We start from the raw sequence: 14,118 nt of genomic DNA on the forward strand, positions 1-14,118 counted from the left end.
TCGGTTTTCCCCCATGTTTATCTTCCGAATGCTTCGCCCCTACGCCCTTACTTTTTCAGCAAGCCCTATTTATTTGCAGAAAATGGCAGGGTTTTTTATGCTAATTTATTCAAAATCATGCTGACATCAACGGCTAATTTTTGCCCTAATTTCAACAACTGATTACACTGATTGGCTTCTGCTGGGTTGTTCAAGTTTGTCAAACACAGGGGAACTATTTGACTATGCAAACCACTAAAGTAGAGTTCTTGAGATTTTTCCAAGGAAATGCCTAGATTTAGCTGATATCCCACATCAATCAACTTTTCTAACCTCTGGATATCTGTACTAAAAGAACCGTTAGCATCGTGTAATAATTGCCAGAGCAATCGCACAATTAACTGTTCTAATATCTGTTTTCCTTCAGGGATATTTAGCTGACAACGCAAATGTTTGGATTCAGTGGCGATCGCTTCTAATTCTAAGATGTGATTCCAACTTAATTGGGTTTCGGTAATATCTTGCTCTAGCGATCGCAATGTCATCATACAGCGATAACCTAAAGCAATCTCTGCTGCTACCTGCAATTCTTGGGGAACTGCTAACTCATCGCGATGAAACGCCATAATCACACCGTAATTTTCACGGTATGTCTGGGTATACAACTGGTCTAAACGTGTTAGTGTTTCCTGGCTTAACATCCGCATAATCCGGTGGCGCTCTTCTGCAAATAAATTTTGCAAACTAAAGGCTTCATCACCAAAAATCTGGGTCATTACCAAGATCGCGTGAGCCGCACTTGCTTGTTGCAGCGATGCAAATAGCTTTTCTTTTAAGTGACTATAATCACGTCTGCCGGTAAACTGTTGAATACAGCAATGAAAATCCCAGCCTCCCAAATGCAGAACTGCAAACACTAAATTTTCACTTTCCCAAGTAATTTCTGACACTAATTTTAAGTTTCCCACAGCCATAGTTAACGCACCCATGCGTTGCATTTGGTAGTCTAATTCATTAGCTGTGTAGCAATAAACGCGCTTTTGGTAAGCTTCAAGCTTTTGTGACTTATCTTGTGTAAAAATGGCGTTGCTGTGATTATTGAATAAGGAAGTAATAGCGTAATGCGCTGCAACTTGCTTAAATCCAATTTGAGCAGTTATTACTAATTGACGATAAATTTCTGCGCCATGTTTAAAGTAGTCTACATTGCTGGGAGCTAAACCCAAACGCTTGAGGAAGCCTTTTTCTAACTGCACACCTGCCACATCCCCAGCTAATTCTAAAGCACGGGCAGCGTAGCGGAGAATTTGCGTTCCTTCTGGTCTAGATAGTTCTTCAAAAAACCACCCGCAACTAGTAAACATAAACAAAGCATGACGCTGCATTTCCAACAAACGCAAAGCATCAACTTGTTCTGTGGCAGTAAGTTTGTGAGTTTGATGACGGGAGAGAAAACGGCTGACATTAGCAGCAGAGCGATCGCGTAAAATTTGAATATATTCATCCCTTGCTAACCAAGGATCACGAAATAATTTACCCCCATATTCCTCATACACCTCAATTAACTGATCCCGCAACCAATTTAAGGCATTTCGCAATGGTCGCCGCCATTTTTGATGCCATACACCCCCTTCCCCACCACAACCGCAATCATCTTGCCATCTATCCACACCATGAGCGCAACTCCATGCTGTGACAGATTTTAATTCCACTTCCCAACTGGGAGGATTTAAACTCAGGTAGTGAGCATAATTTGTTACCGTCCAACCGTGACGAGGAAACTCACCAATAAAGGCAAAGGCTAAAGTTTTCTCAGTTCCCTTTTTGTGATGTCCAAAGGTCTCTCCATCTGTGGCCACAGATATTAACTGTGCTGGACGATGATCCCCTCGCACTGCTGCACCAACTCTGCCGGCAAAGTGCTTAGAACTATAAACTACATCACTAAAACCCATGTCCCGTGAAATCGGTCCATCGTAGAAAAAGATATCAATATAAGGTAAACCTGCTGTATTTTCTACAGCAATTGTTTTAGTCGTACTCAAAGGTGAGGATACAGTGCAGAGATTAGGCTTTAAATAACAACGATAAGGACGGGTGGGATCAATCTGACTACCACCAACTTCGTGCCATGCAGGTTGGGGATCATTTTCTGCTGCGAAAGGACGACAACGTTGTGCTTGGGAAGGTGCGAGGACAATAAAACGAATCCCTTCTGATACCAAAGCTGCCAAAGTGGCATAATCAACAGCTGTTTCTGCTAACCAGATACCTTCGGGATCACGACCAAATCTAGATTTAAAGTCTTCTTTACCCCAACGAATTTGAGTATGTTTATCCCTTTCATTGGCCAAAGGCATGATGATGTGATTATATACTTGAGCGATCGCATTTCCATGACCATGTAGCCTTTGGCTACTCTTAGCATCAGCTTCCAAAATTCGCTGATAAACTTCCACATCGTAGCGTTCTAACCACGACATCAGCGTTGGTCCGATATTAAAGCTCATATACTCATAATTATTGACGATCCCCACCAATTCACCTTTGTCATTTAGCACTCTAGCAAAGGCATTGGGGCGATAGCATTCCCAATGAATGCGTTCATTCCAATCATGGAAAGGTGCAGCACTCGGTTGGCGTTCAATCGCATCCAAATAAGGATTTTCTCTGGGTGGTTGGTAAAAATGACCATGCACCGTCACGTATACACCCTGGGATTTTTTCAGGGGATCATGATCAGTAAGGTGTTGAGAATCTTGTTCTAATTGAAATGTTGAGCCAGAGCTTGCTGGCAATTCAGCAGCAGAAGTCATGATATTTTTATCCAAAGTAAAATTTTAGTTGTGGCGAAAGTATTTTTCTATGTATCTTTTTACAGTTGTTTTCTCACAAAATCCGCTCTAAACAACAGATGGGAAATATAGCCGAATAGGAATTTTGGCAAAAATGGTCATTCTCTGGGAATAAATCTGCATTATCGCGCAACCTTTTCCCCCAAGGCAAAAAATAATCTCATATTGAGGATTGTATCACTGGCAACGCTCATCAGCCAAGAAAATTAATAGTCTTTTAACCCATTAAAACCCATTTTTGTGATCAAACCCTGGCTGGAAGTCATACTTTTGCAACAAAATATTGCAAGATCGCATTAAATCGCAATCTTATTTGATATATCTGCGGAAATTATCTTAGATCCCCGACTTCTCCCAGAAGTCGGGGATCTTGTTGTTCAGTTGAGAGTATCTTGGTTATAGTTGTTTGCAGTCTTATGTTTCAATTTTTCATCAGCATCTGTCACTAATATCCAAGATTCGAGACGATAAATGTCAGCTAAAAACATTGTTTTCCTGATTCTCTTACTTTTTATACCAGTTTCCTTAGCGGCTCATTTTTTAGAGTGGGGAGACTTGATAGTTTTCATCACCGCTGGACTAGCAATTCTTCCCCTAGCAGCTTGGATGGGTACAGCCACCGAAGAAATTGCTGTAGTCGTCGGACCCTCATTAGGAGGGTTGTTAAATGCCACCTTTGGTAACGCTACAGAACTGATTATTGCTTTAGTTGCTCTCAATGCTGGGTTAATAGATGTTGTCAAAGCTAGTATTACTGGATCAATTATCAGTAACTTACTCCTCGTCATGGGGTTTTCCATGCTTTTGGGCGGATTACGTTATAAAGAGCAGACTTTTCAGTCAGTTGTAGCGAGGGTAAATGCTTCCTCTATGAATTTAGCAGTAATTGCGATTTTGCTACCAACCGCAATGAATTACACCTCTATCGGTATCAATGAGAAAACATTGCAAAATCTCTCTCTTGCTGTTTCTGTAGTGTTAATTCTGGTTTACGGACTCACACTGCTATTTTCTATGAAAACTCATGCTTATTTATATGACGTAGGTGTAGCAGAGATGGAAATACAGACAGATACAAAAATAGAGGAAATCGCCGCAGAAGAAAAACCAAATCTTTGGCTTTGGACTGGTGTACTTCTAGTCTGTACTCTCATGGTGGCCTTAGAGTCAGAATTATTGGTTGATACTCTGGAAGTAGCTACATCTAAATTAGGTTTGACAGCACTATTTACAGGGGTGATTTTGTTACCTATAGTTGGTAACGCCGCAGAACACGCTACAGCAGTCACTGTGGCTATGAAAGATAAAATGGATCTTTCTTTATCTGTGGCTGTGGGATCAAGTATGCAAATTGCTCTATTTGTCGCGCCTGTTTTAGTAATTGCGGGACGGTTCTTAAATCAGCCAATGGATTTGGATTTTAATCCCTTTGAATTGGTAGCAGTAGCAGTATCAGTATTAATTGCTAATAGCATTAGTTCTGATGGTAAGTCTAATTGGTTAGAAGGAACTTTGCTTTTAGCTGCCTATACGGTTTTGGGTTTTGCTTTCTATTTTCATCCTGTTACTAACGGTATGGGTTAGTTGTGCAAACATTGGCCCAAGGCGATCGCTTTGGGCAAAAACTGAAGTTTGATCAGGTATGGGTGGAATTGAGTTTTTGTCAATAATTTTTGTTAATATGTACAAACAACTTCTGGATTTGTAAATAAATTAAATGTAAAAACAGTCACCAAGTAAGAGTAAAATTCGCCATTTAAAATAGAGTAAGATATAAGACACAAGTATTTAAAGCTTTTAGCTAAATGTTACCGCTATAAAACGCAATACATTACTACTAGATAAGATTGCCGTTTGCTGTCATTCAGCCAAGCTTAACCTTAATACGTTTTTTTACTTAATTAAATGTTATTTTTATTGCTATCTTATACGTAAATTAATTTATTTTGTCAGAGTTATAGTTTTACACTCTTTGTTTGTCTACTCCTGGTTTATCCTTATAGTTACAAGATATGAGATGAACTACAATGACTGAAATTGGCCTGCTAATGACGGGCGTATTAAGCACCACACAACCAACTTTGCCCCATTTACCGGCGCAACGACCATTTCAAGTGGAAAATGGTGTGCAGAAGTCAACAAATAGTCAGTTATCTCAGTTACCTTCTACTTCTCAAATCACACCACCTGAATTCATGGCAACTGATGGAAGGACGCAACCCAAAATTTCTGCACTGGCAACTAAGCGAGATAAGATATTAAAGCAAATCCGACAAAAGCATTTCTCTGCTATATCCTTTAAATTAGCTGATGCCCAGGATCTGCCTAAAAAAGATCAGCTATTAGCACGATATCCAGCATACAATAGACAAACAATGCCAACTCTACGTTTTGGGAGTTCAGGTATATCTGTAAGAATTATACAAAGGTTATTAGTGTCTAACGGCTATGGCCTCCGAGTCGATGGGATATTTGGTCCATTGACAGAGGCAGCAATCAAAGCCTTTCAAAATCAGCGCGGTTTATTTGTAGATGGTATTGTGGGGCAAAGAACTTGGTGGGAGTTGTCAATTTAATGGCGGGGACAGGCATCATTTACCCTGTCCCGAACTATTCTAGCGATATTTATGCTGTTCTAATAGTTGCTGCGCTCTGGGTTTGTAAATTAGATAAAACAAAGCCTCTAGATAGCGTAATAAATCTTCTCTGTTTTCCTTGGAGCTAAAATTCCAAAAACCATAAATTCTTGCTAAGGATAGCAGCTTGGTAGTGTGAATTTTCCAAGTGTAAGTGCTGTAAACTCGATTAATTGCTTGCTGGGAAATTTCCGACCAATAATTAGCATTATCTTCACATTTAGTCACAAATTCCAGAATTTTGTCGGCTGTTTCTTCTAAATTTGTGGGATTAATGTAAAAGCCATTCACCTGATCCTGAATAATTTCCTGTGGTCCACCAAACTGAGTAGCAAAAGTTGGTAATCCCGAAATCATTGCTTCCAAAATTGTCAAACCAAAAGCTTCAAATAAAGCCGGTTGCACAAATATTCCTTGACGTTCAGCAATAACGCGGTAAATTTCGCCAGAATCACTTTTAGTCAAACGCACACCTAACCAGCGAATCTTACCGTGCAGATTATATTCATCAATTATGTGATAAAGTCTGACAATTTCATCTCGTTCTTCATTATCACCTGATTCTTCTACACGCAATTTACCAGCTACGAGTATTAAATTGCAATGCTCTTGTAAATCTTTATTTCTGCCAAAGCATTCTGCTAACCCAGTTAGATTTTTAATTCGGTCAAGACGCGCCATTGAAAACAACGGACGTTTACTAGTATCGTCGAGTTTACCAAAGATTTGAGATGGATCTTCCAGAGTAAAAAGAATTTCTTCTAACCGTAAACTATCACTCTCTACTCTATCTTGAGTGCGTGTATAGGGGAAATAATAATTCTCATTTACCCCCGGTGGAACAACATTAAACTTGGGACTAAATAATTCCATGCCATTCACTACATGATATAAGTCTGGCATGGTGAAACATTTGTAAGACTCATATTGTCCCACACTATCGCTTGTCCCAATAATTTCTTGATAAGTGCTACTAACAACAAAATTAGCAGCATTCATAGCAATTAAATCAGCTGTAAATTGCAAGGAAAAATGATATTTATCATCCAAATCTTGCCAGTAGAGATTACTAAATAAGTATTTAGATTTTTCTAAGGCATGGGCAATATTACACTGGGTAACTTTCATCCGACGCGACAGTAAAAATGCCACTAAGTTACCATCAGAATAATTACCAACAATTAAGTCTGGTCTGCCTTGTAATTCTGCTAAAATTTCTCTTTCTGAGTCAATGGCAAAAGTTTCTAAATAAGGCCAAAACTCAAACCGAGAAATCCAGTTTTGAGTCATGTTAGGATTAAATTCCCGCAAGGGTACACGCAAAATCCAGGCGTTTTCTGAACCATGAACTTTTTCTAGTCTTTGATTACAAAGTGTACCATCACTATTTGGAATTAAGCGGGTGAGAATAATTACTTTTGGTTGGACATTTAAGCCTTCTAAACCAGCTAACATTGCATCTTCTTGCAACTGCTTTTCTAGACTTTTAGCTTGATCTAAAACATAAACTACCTGTCCTCCAGTATCAGGACGACCTAAAACTCCCTCTTGTCCAAACCAACCATGAGCAGAAACTAAAACAATTCTAAAAATAATGGGGAGACGAGAGATAAAACCTTCGAGAGTTTGAGGATCAGGAGAGTCTATTAGTTCGTCTAAAATGTTCAGAGTTTCTTGTACACGTCCGGCTGTGTTTCCCCAACCCGGTTCAAACCCTATCATTTGTAATTGAAATCGGAATTGTTCGTAGGGTTCATTTCTAGGGCGATCGCTCACTAATGCAATAGCTTTCTTCACTTGTACAGAAAGTTGTGGCTGTGATTGAATACGTTCATTTATTAACAATTGAACACCGTTATAATGGTGCAATCGCAAGAAATTAAATAAACTTTCTAGCCATTGTTTCGGATCTTGGAATATTTTACTAGAAAGATAACGGTTGAGAAATTGTACCCCTTTGCCAATGTTTTTTGGATCGCGAATTGTTGGGGAATAATCATAAAATGGTCCAAAATCCAATTCTAACAAATCACCATCTTGGGGATTAAATTTGTTCACAAAGCGATCGCGTAAATCCAATAATTCTTGTACTGTCATCGTGATGATATCTAATTCTTCTGTCACCCGATAAACTTCCTGACTCGCAATTTTCGGACGGATAATAAAACAAAAGCTAGTTTCTTCTTGAATAATTTCCTGTGTATAGTAAATTAGCTTGCCTAAATTCGATGCAGTGCAGAATTTCTCAGATTTCTCGTATTTACCACAATACTCCCCATAGACATGAATGATATCATTTCTTAACCAGTATTTCTTTTCTTGCTGACGTAAGTCACTCATGAAAGAACGGAAATCTATCTTTTCTTCACTGTCAAGTAATGTTTGGAGTAATTCTGACATGATAACCACAACTTTTAAACAACTTCAACAAACACGTTTCAATTTTCTATCACAGCATGGAAGTTATAGAAAATAGACATTACGTGCTTCTCTTTACTTAAAATATCCATAACATAATATTTTTGTCTCTAACTACGAAAATATAATTTATCTAACTTTTGATAGATGTAAAGTAAAGTGGCAATTAAATTTCAATTTTTTACAAAGATTAAATTTATTTTTTGATGCAGTGTGAAAAACTGGAATCTAGATTTTATCAGGCTTTGAGAATTGCGGTGATAAATCCGGGTTAGTTGTGTTTAATTTTGCGTAACTATGTTTATTTACTGCTATATTAATTTTTAGGATTCCTGGTAAATGTAAAATTCCATGAAAAAGAACTTCATCATACCTAATAATCTGAAATCTTGTACTTTAGTTATAAGCACTGCTACCCTCTTTATTAGTGGTATTTCCAATGCTAGTGCATTAACATTTGAGTCAACTCTCTCTAAGTTTAATATCTTGCTAGAGTGCTGGCAGTAAGGTTCTTAAGCAAAAAAGTAACTGTATAACAGATTAAAACCGGTATAAAACGTACTGCTTTTACCACAATTACGAGGTTTAATTTTATAGGGCGAACGATGGGGATCGAACCCACGAATGGTGGTACCACAAACCACTGCCTTAACCACTTGGCTACGCTCGCCATTCACTATTTGAATATAGCACGACTTAAAAAAATGATCAATATTTTTTTTAGCAGAAATTGACTAAATTTCTTTGTAGTCTTTAAAGTGTAATAAAGTATATCTCAATCGCAAGTATATGAAAGTCTCAACGATGATTGCATCTGTAGGAGCAGCAGGTATAGCTGTTTTGGGAGTGGCGATGGCCACGACAAATCCTCAACAGGCTAAATATGAAGAATACGCGGTACAAAAAATGACAACTTACTTGAAGACGGATTTTTGCAAAAAAACACCTAACTTCTTGCAAAATCTCATACAATTTAATTGCGATCAGTTGGTTGAGTCAGTTAACCCACAAATACGAGATGTTATTGCTAGTACGACAAAACAACAGAATTATATTGTTTTCAGTATTTATACTACTGATTTAAAGATTGATAATTTAATACCCGGTTATAAATTTGAATCAGTAGGAGCATTTAACAACTTTTATACTTATAAAGCTGAACAGCAATAGGGGACTGGAGAAATTAATCTTCTACCTTTTTTCTGCCTTTTGCAACTCACTAATGACTAATGATTTGTTGTACTGCTTGTCTGTACCTGCACAACCCAGATGACGCTCGATTTTGTATCAAATGTGGTAAGCCCATACTACTCAAAGAACGTTATTTTCCACTTTATCCCATTGGTAGCGGTGGTTTTGGCAGAACTTTTTTGGCTATAGATAAACACATACCTTCTCAACCTAAATGTGTCATTAAACAACTTTATTTTTCAGATACAAACGAAGCTAATTTTAAAAAAGCGGTGGAGTTATTTCACAAAGAAGCATTACGCCTAGATGAGTTACAACATCCGCAAATTCCCCAATTATTGGCACACTTTGAACAAAACAACCAGCTGTATTTAGTGCAGGAATTAATTGTGGGACAGACGTTAGCACAGGAATTGCAAGCGCAAGGTGTGTTTGCTGAAGTTAATATTTGGCAATTGCTCAAAGATTTATTACCAGTGCTGCAATTTATCCATGCTCAACAAGTAATTCACCGGGATATCAAGCCAGCAAATATCATGCGAAGATATACCCCAGTAGTAGGTAATAAATCTGAAGATCCGCCACCAATTACCAACACAGCACTATTACATAAAGGTTCTACCATGACTATTGGTGGACTTGAAGCTTTTTCTCCACAGCAAAAACAGAGTAAAACCTTAGCAAATAATCAGATAAAAGCCGCAAATCTCACCAGCAACTCTGCACCAGGGGAGCTAGTTCTGATTGATTTTGGAGTTGCTAAACAAATCACCGCTACAGCTTTGGTAAATACTGGTACAACGGTTGGTAGTGCGGAATATATGGCTCCTGAACAAATGCGGGGTAAGGCTTTACCAGCCAGTGATCTTTATAGTTTGGGTGTAACCTGCATTTACCTATTAACTGGTATTTCTCCCTTTGATTTGTTTGATGTGACAAGCGATCGCTGGGTATGGCAAGATTATTTACTACCAGAAAATAAAGTTTCTGAGCATTTGTGTACAGTTCTTGATAAACTGCTGCAAAATGCTCTACCTCAACGTTACCAATCCGCAACTGAAGTTTTAGCGGCAATTAACGCACAAGTAAAACCAATTAAACAACCAGTTAATACCCTGCATTCAGCCGCAGGAGTTGATTACAAACGGTTAGAAAATTTCTTGAAGTATAAAAAATGGCAAAAAGCAGATCAAGAAACTTGGGAAGTGATGCGTCAGGTTTTATCTAAAGTTTATCTATCTAATAGTGACTTAGAAAGCTTTCCTTGTGAAGATCTACAGATCATTGATCATTTGTGGACAAAATATAGTCAAGGACATTTTGGTTTCAGTGTGCAAGTAGAAATCTATGAAAGCTGTGGTAGAGATTATCCTCAATTTTGCGCTACTGTTGGCTGGGATATAAATAAATCTTCTTCTTCCACTCCCAATCTATTTTTTAGCTGGTCAATAAACCGATCAGTACCCAAGGGACATCTACCCTCACATCCTTGGGTGGGAGGAACTAAACCCTGGGAACACATGAATACTTTGGGTGCTGCTCTATTGAAAATACAGTAGTCTGATAGCGGCTATTGCGTCTCTTTTACGGTGAAAACTAAAATCACTGGACATCTGGTAAAAATTAAATATGCGTCACCTGAAATCCCTGTAGAGACATTCTATGTATACTAAACACGGTTGAGACATGGACTTTTACAAAATTACGAAAAACCTAGATTTGTAGGGGTAAAGCATGAGCTAAACCCCTACCCACAGAATCAAATGATTAAGCCGTGTTGAGTATAACGTCTCTACAATATTTACCGGGGAGTGTCAAATAACAGATTCTTCCTTCTTTTGTGGCCATCCTTCTGCTTCATCTACTTCGTGGATCGGATCGAGCATCAATAGTTCCTGCATATCAGAATATTTTTGGAGAACCGGAGGCACGAATTCCTCTTTGATTACCTTAGACTCTATAGATACTCCTGTAAAATTATCTTCTCCTAAGTTCGCACCCACAGGACTAATCAATTCTTCCGCTTGCAGTTGAGCGATGAGAGTTTTGATTGAGCTTTCTATGAGTTCCGAGTCGCCGGTAAACTGCTGTGCGATCGCCGCCACTATCTTTCCCACAGAACTCTCTTGCTCGATCAGATTCCAGATATCAGCACCTACCCGATCTAAACTATAGTAAGTTCCTTTATCGAGACTAACGATCACCGTTTCACCGTCTATCGTTTCACTGACTACATTCGGATTGTTAACTTTGAATCGTAACGAATTTTGAAGCATTGAAAATGACCTGTAATTTTGCAATATAAAAATGTAGCTGATTCAGTGCCACTCAATCAGCGCGATCAAGTAGAGATATTCTACATCGGACGTGCTTTTTTCTGCCGCCGCCCGCTTTTTATCTTCTGTTTTATTTCGTTAATTGAAATGTTGTATAGTTTAGCACGATAAGCCATTTGATAGGCAGAAAATTCTCTCCTCGCAAGGGCTAACCATTCAGACAAAGCGATGATTTCAGATTCTTCCACAAACCAAAATTTACCGATCGCCAACCCAGTAGAAATCAACTTCAATCTCGCCTCGATCTGGCTAGGTAAGGGACAGATTGAACGTGCGATCGCTGGCTATCGAAAAGTGCTAGAGCTACAGCCCGACCATTTGCAAGCAGCTATCCATTTGAGCCACCTCGAGGAACGCCGAAAATGGTCTAAGGTCGTGTCGAGTGATGCGCTGATCGATAATCCTGACGGTAAGCTCAATCTAAACGGTCAAAAATTAATTGTTGTCCATCGCTGTGGATGGAGCTTTGCACTTCACGCCCTCAAACCCTTACACAATAGTCAGGGTATTTTGTTTGATGGGTTTTTAGAGAGTACTTTTTTTTGGCAAGAACAGCGAACCGGGAAGATACAAGAACCCTATACGCAGCCTTGGGTCGGTTTTTTACACAATCCGCCGAAGATGCCCACCTCACTGTTCAGTCACGGATCTCCTGAGTTTTTGTTCAAAAAGGATAATTGGCAAAAAAGTCTCGAATCTTGCGTGGGACTTTTCACCCTGTCAGAATATTATGCTCAGTGGCTGAGGAAGCAAACCGATTGTCCAGTTTCCTCGTTAATCTATCCCACTGAAATTCCCGAATTACAGTTCAATTTTGAGCGATTTGTTGAGAGGTCTGATAAAAAAATTATCCAATTAGGTTGGTGGTTGCGTCGGTTAACTGCGATCTATCAACTACCGATCGCGCGCGAGAATGCCCTTGGCTACGAGAAAATTAAACTTAATTCCGCCTTTGCACCGGATTCAGACGATCAACTGCAACAACTCACGGAACGGCAAATTGAATTGGAAAATATTCGCTTCGATTCACTCTTTTTAGAGAATACGCGGGATGTGACGCACGTATCGAATCAAGAATACGACCGGTTACTATCGGAGAATATTGGCTTTATTCACCTATATAATGCAAGCGCAAATACCGCTGTTATTGAGTGTATTGCTAGGGCCACTCCCCTGTTAGTCAATCCTTTACCGCCGGTTGTTGAGTATCTCGGTGAAGAGTATCCTTTCTATTTCCATACGCTAGAGGAAGCGGCAGAAAAAGCGATGGATCTAGAACTCATTCGCCAAACCCATGACTATTTAAACCACTGTGAAACCCGATCAAAGATATCGGCGGAGTATTTTCTAGAAAGTTTCCGAAACAGTGAGGTATATCAACGGGTTATGGAATTATATTAAGATTGCGAGTAAATACTGAGATGGAAGTTAGCAAGGATGCCACTCATTCGGAGATCGAGCGATACATGAAGCTCGCAACGGTATGGCAGAATCGGGGAAAACCTCTGCAAGCGATCGCCAATTACGAAAAAGCGATTCAACTGCAACCAGATTATCTACCCGCTTATCTCAACCTCGTGCAATTACTTGTGCAAACGGGACAAACACAGCAAGCGATAGATACTTACGGGCAAGGAATAGAAACAGCGATCGCCAAAGTTTGGTTTCCGCCCCATCAAGCCAGGGAAGAGTATCGAAAAGCACTCAAACGACGGCAAGAAATCGGCCAAGCACCAAGAGTTTTACTTTATACTAATTGTCCTGGAACTTATGGAGCAGAACAAATCAGTCACGCGCTTATGCTTCGACTTGTGAACTCAGGGTATCAAGTAATCTGCGTTCAAACTCAAGCGGATCATCATTTGATTCAAGCTAGACAAGCTCTGGGTATCAAACATATCTGGCTGAAAGATGACGCATATCAATTTGGTTATACCTTCGGCAATGCTTTGGAAGTAGCGGAAATTGTTGCTGCTACGTTACCCGACCTGATTATCTTCGCCGATGGCAATCCTTTAGACGACCTAGCGGCGAATTGGGTAGCGATGAGCTTACAAATTCCCTACATTCGCGTGATTCACTGTGTCATTCCCGATTGGGCTAAATATTATGCACCCTATCTATGTTTATTGCCAGATATTTATCGAGCATCCGCAGCAGTCATTTCCGTCTCCCATGCCAATCTTCAGTTAATGCGAGAAATGTTTCTGTTACCAGAAAATCTGGGGCAAGTGATCTATAACGGTAGACCAGAGGATTATTTCGTTCCCTGTGTTGCAGAAGTCCGCGAACGTCTGCGTCAATATCTTGGTATCCCCTGGGATGGGGTGGTGATATTCACAGCTGCAAGGATGTATCCAGTTAAAGGATATCAACATCAGGTAAAGGCGATCGCACAACTCCGACAATTCCCTGTCTGGTCAAAACTCTATTTTGTCTGGGCTGGTATCGGTACTTTAGAAACGCAACTAAAAACGGATTTAGAAGAACTCGGTGTTGGTGAGCGGGTCAAATTTCTGGGGGAACGGGCGGATATTCCAGATTTACTGGAAGCGGCCGATATTTTTCTCTTACCCTCTCACGTTGAAGGAATGCCCTTAGCCATTATGGAGGCGATGGCCAAAGGTTTGCCTGTAATAGCAACGGCTATCAGTGGTATTCCAGAGGAGTTAGGAGATACCGGAAAACTTTTACCAGATCCAA

General features: G+C 39.6%; 10 protein-coding genes and 1 tRNA gene. 6 read left to right on the plus strand and 5 right to left on the minus strand.

The features are described from left to right. Positions 1–95 precede the first annotated feature (95 nt). Positions 96–2,795 carry a DUF3536 domain-containing protein gene (locus tag VB694_RS18870; protein ID WP_323361867.1) on the minus strand — a complete coding sequence of 900 codons (2,700 nt, stop codon included), beginning with the start codon at positions 2,793–2,795 and terminating at the stop codon, positions 96–98. A 510-nt stretch (positions 2,796–3,305) separates the two neighbouring features. On the opposite strand from VB694_RS18870, the gene cax reads away from it, so the two are divergent. Then, on the plus strand, positions 3,306–4,418 hold the full coding sequence (cax, locus tag VB694_RS18875; RefSeq protein ID WP_323361868.1) for a calcium/proton exchanger: 1,113 nt from the start codon (positions 3,306–3,308) through the stop codon (positions 4,416–4,418). A gap of 443 nt (positions 4,419–4,861) precedes the next feature. Beyond that, positions 4,862–5,410, plus strand: coding sequence for a peptidoglycan-binding domain-containing protein (locus VB694_RS18880; RefSeq protein ID WP_323361869.1), 549 nt, complete (start codon positions 4,862–4,864; stop codon positions 5,408–5,410). Between the two features lie 39 nt (positions 5,411–5,449). Here VB694_RS18880 and VB694_RS18885 read toward each other — a convergent pair whose 3' ends face one another. Both VB694_RS18885 and VB694_RS18890 read right to left on the minus strand, forming a co-directional pair. Then, positions 5,450–7,870: a sucrose synthase gene (locus VB694_RS18885; RefSeq protein ID WP_323361870.1), complete on the minus strand. Its 2,421-nt coding sequence runs from the start codon at positions 7,868–7,870 to the stop codon at positions 5,450–5,452. Positions 7,871–8,485: 615 nt separating this feature from the next. Beyond that, positions 8,486–8,558, minus strand: a tRNA-His gene (locus VB694_RS18890). 119 nt (positions 8,559–8,677) lie between these two features. Here VB694_RS18890 and VB694_RS18895 point away from each other — a divergent pair. Both VB694_RS18895 and VB694_RS18900 read left to right on the plus strand, forming a co-directional pair. Continuing rightward, the gene (locus tag VB694_RS18895) at positions 8,678–9,058 is read left to right on the plus strand and encodes a DUF4359 domain-containing protein (protein ID WP_323361871.1); all 381 of its coding nucleotides are present in this window, start codon (positions 8,678–8,680) and stop codon (positions 9,056–9,058) included. A 59-nt stretch (positions 9,059–9,117) separates the two neighbouring features. Continuing rightward, complete coding sequence (locus VB694_RS18900) at positions 9,118–10,638, plus strand: serine/threonine-protein kinase (protein ID WP_323361872.1); 1,521 nt, start codon at positions 9,118–9,120, stop codon at positions 10,636–10,638. A gap of 255 nt (positions 10,639–10,893) precedes the next feature. On the opposite strand, the gene VB694_RS18905 is transcribed toward VB694_RS18900, so the two are convergent. Then, on the minus strand, positions 10,894–11,283 hold the full coding sequence (locus VB694_RS18905) for a PqqD family protein (protein ID WP_323361873.1): 390 nt from the start codon (positions 11,281–11,283) through the stop codon (positions 10,894–10,896). A gap of 152 nt (positions 11,284–11,435) precedes the next feature. Continuing rightward, positions 11,436–11,603 carry a hypothetical protein gene (locus VB694_RS18910; protein WP_323361874.1) on the minus strand — a complete coding sequence of 56 codons (168 nt, stop codon included), beginning with the start codon at positions 11,601–11,603 and terminating at the stop codon, positions 11,436–11,438. Here VB694_RS18910 and VB694_RS18915 point away from each other — a divergent pair. Then, positions 11,584–12,816 carry a tetratricopeptide repeat protein gene (locus VB694_RS18915; RefSeq protein WP_323361875.1) on the plus strand — a complete coding sequence of 411 codons (1,233 nt, stop codon included), beginning with the start codon at positions 11,584–11,586 and terminating at the stop codon, positions 12,814–12,816. The two genes, VB694_RS18910 and VB694_RS18915, sit on opposite strands and share 20 nt — an antisense overlap. Positions 12,817–12,881: 65 nt before the next feature. Then, positions 12,882–14,118: glycosyltransferase family 4 protein (locus VB694_RS18920; RefSeq protein WP_323361876.1), on the plus strand; the 1,237-nt coding region annotated here is incomplete at its 3' end.

It is taken from the genome of Anabaena sp. UHCC 0451, assembly GCF_034931405.1.
Taxonomy (GTDB): domain Bacteria; phylum Cyanobacteriota; class Cyanobacteriia; order Cyanobacteriales; family Nostocaceae; genus RDYJ01.

Coding starts and splice junctions, on each gene's coding strand:
- VB694_RS18885 (WP_323361870.1), bottom strand. CDS start 7,870: ATGTCAGAATTACTCCAAACATTACTTGACAGTGAAGAAAAGATAGAT.
- VB694_RS18900 (WP_323361872.1), top strand. CDS start 9,118: ATGATTTGTTGTACTGCTTGTCTGTACCTGCACAACCCAGATGACGCT.
- VB694_RS18880 (WP_323361869.1), top strand. CDS start 4,862: ATGACTGAAATTGGCCTGCTAATGACGGGCGTATTAAGCACCACACAA.
- cax (WP_323361868.1), top strand. CDS start 3,306: ATGTCAGCTAAAAACATTGTTTTCCTGATTCTCTTACTTTTTATACCA.
- VB694_RS18915 (WP_323361875.1), top strand. CDS start 11,584: ATGATTTCAGATTCTTCCACAAACCAAAATTTACCGATCGCCAACCCA.
- VB694_RS18895 (WP_323361871.1), top strand. CDS start 8,678: ATGAAAGTCTCAACGATGATTGCATCTGTAGGAGCAGCAGGTATAGCT.
- VB694_RS18870 (WP_323361867.1), bottom strand. CDS start 2,795: ATGACTTCTGCTGCTGAATTGCCAGCAAGCTCTGGCTCAACATTTCAA.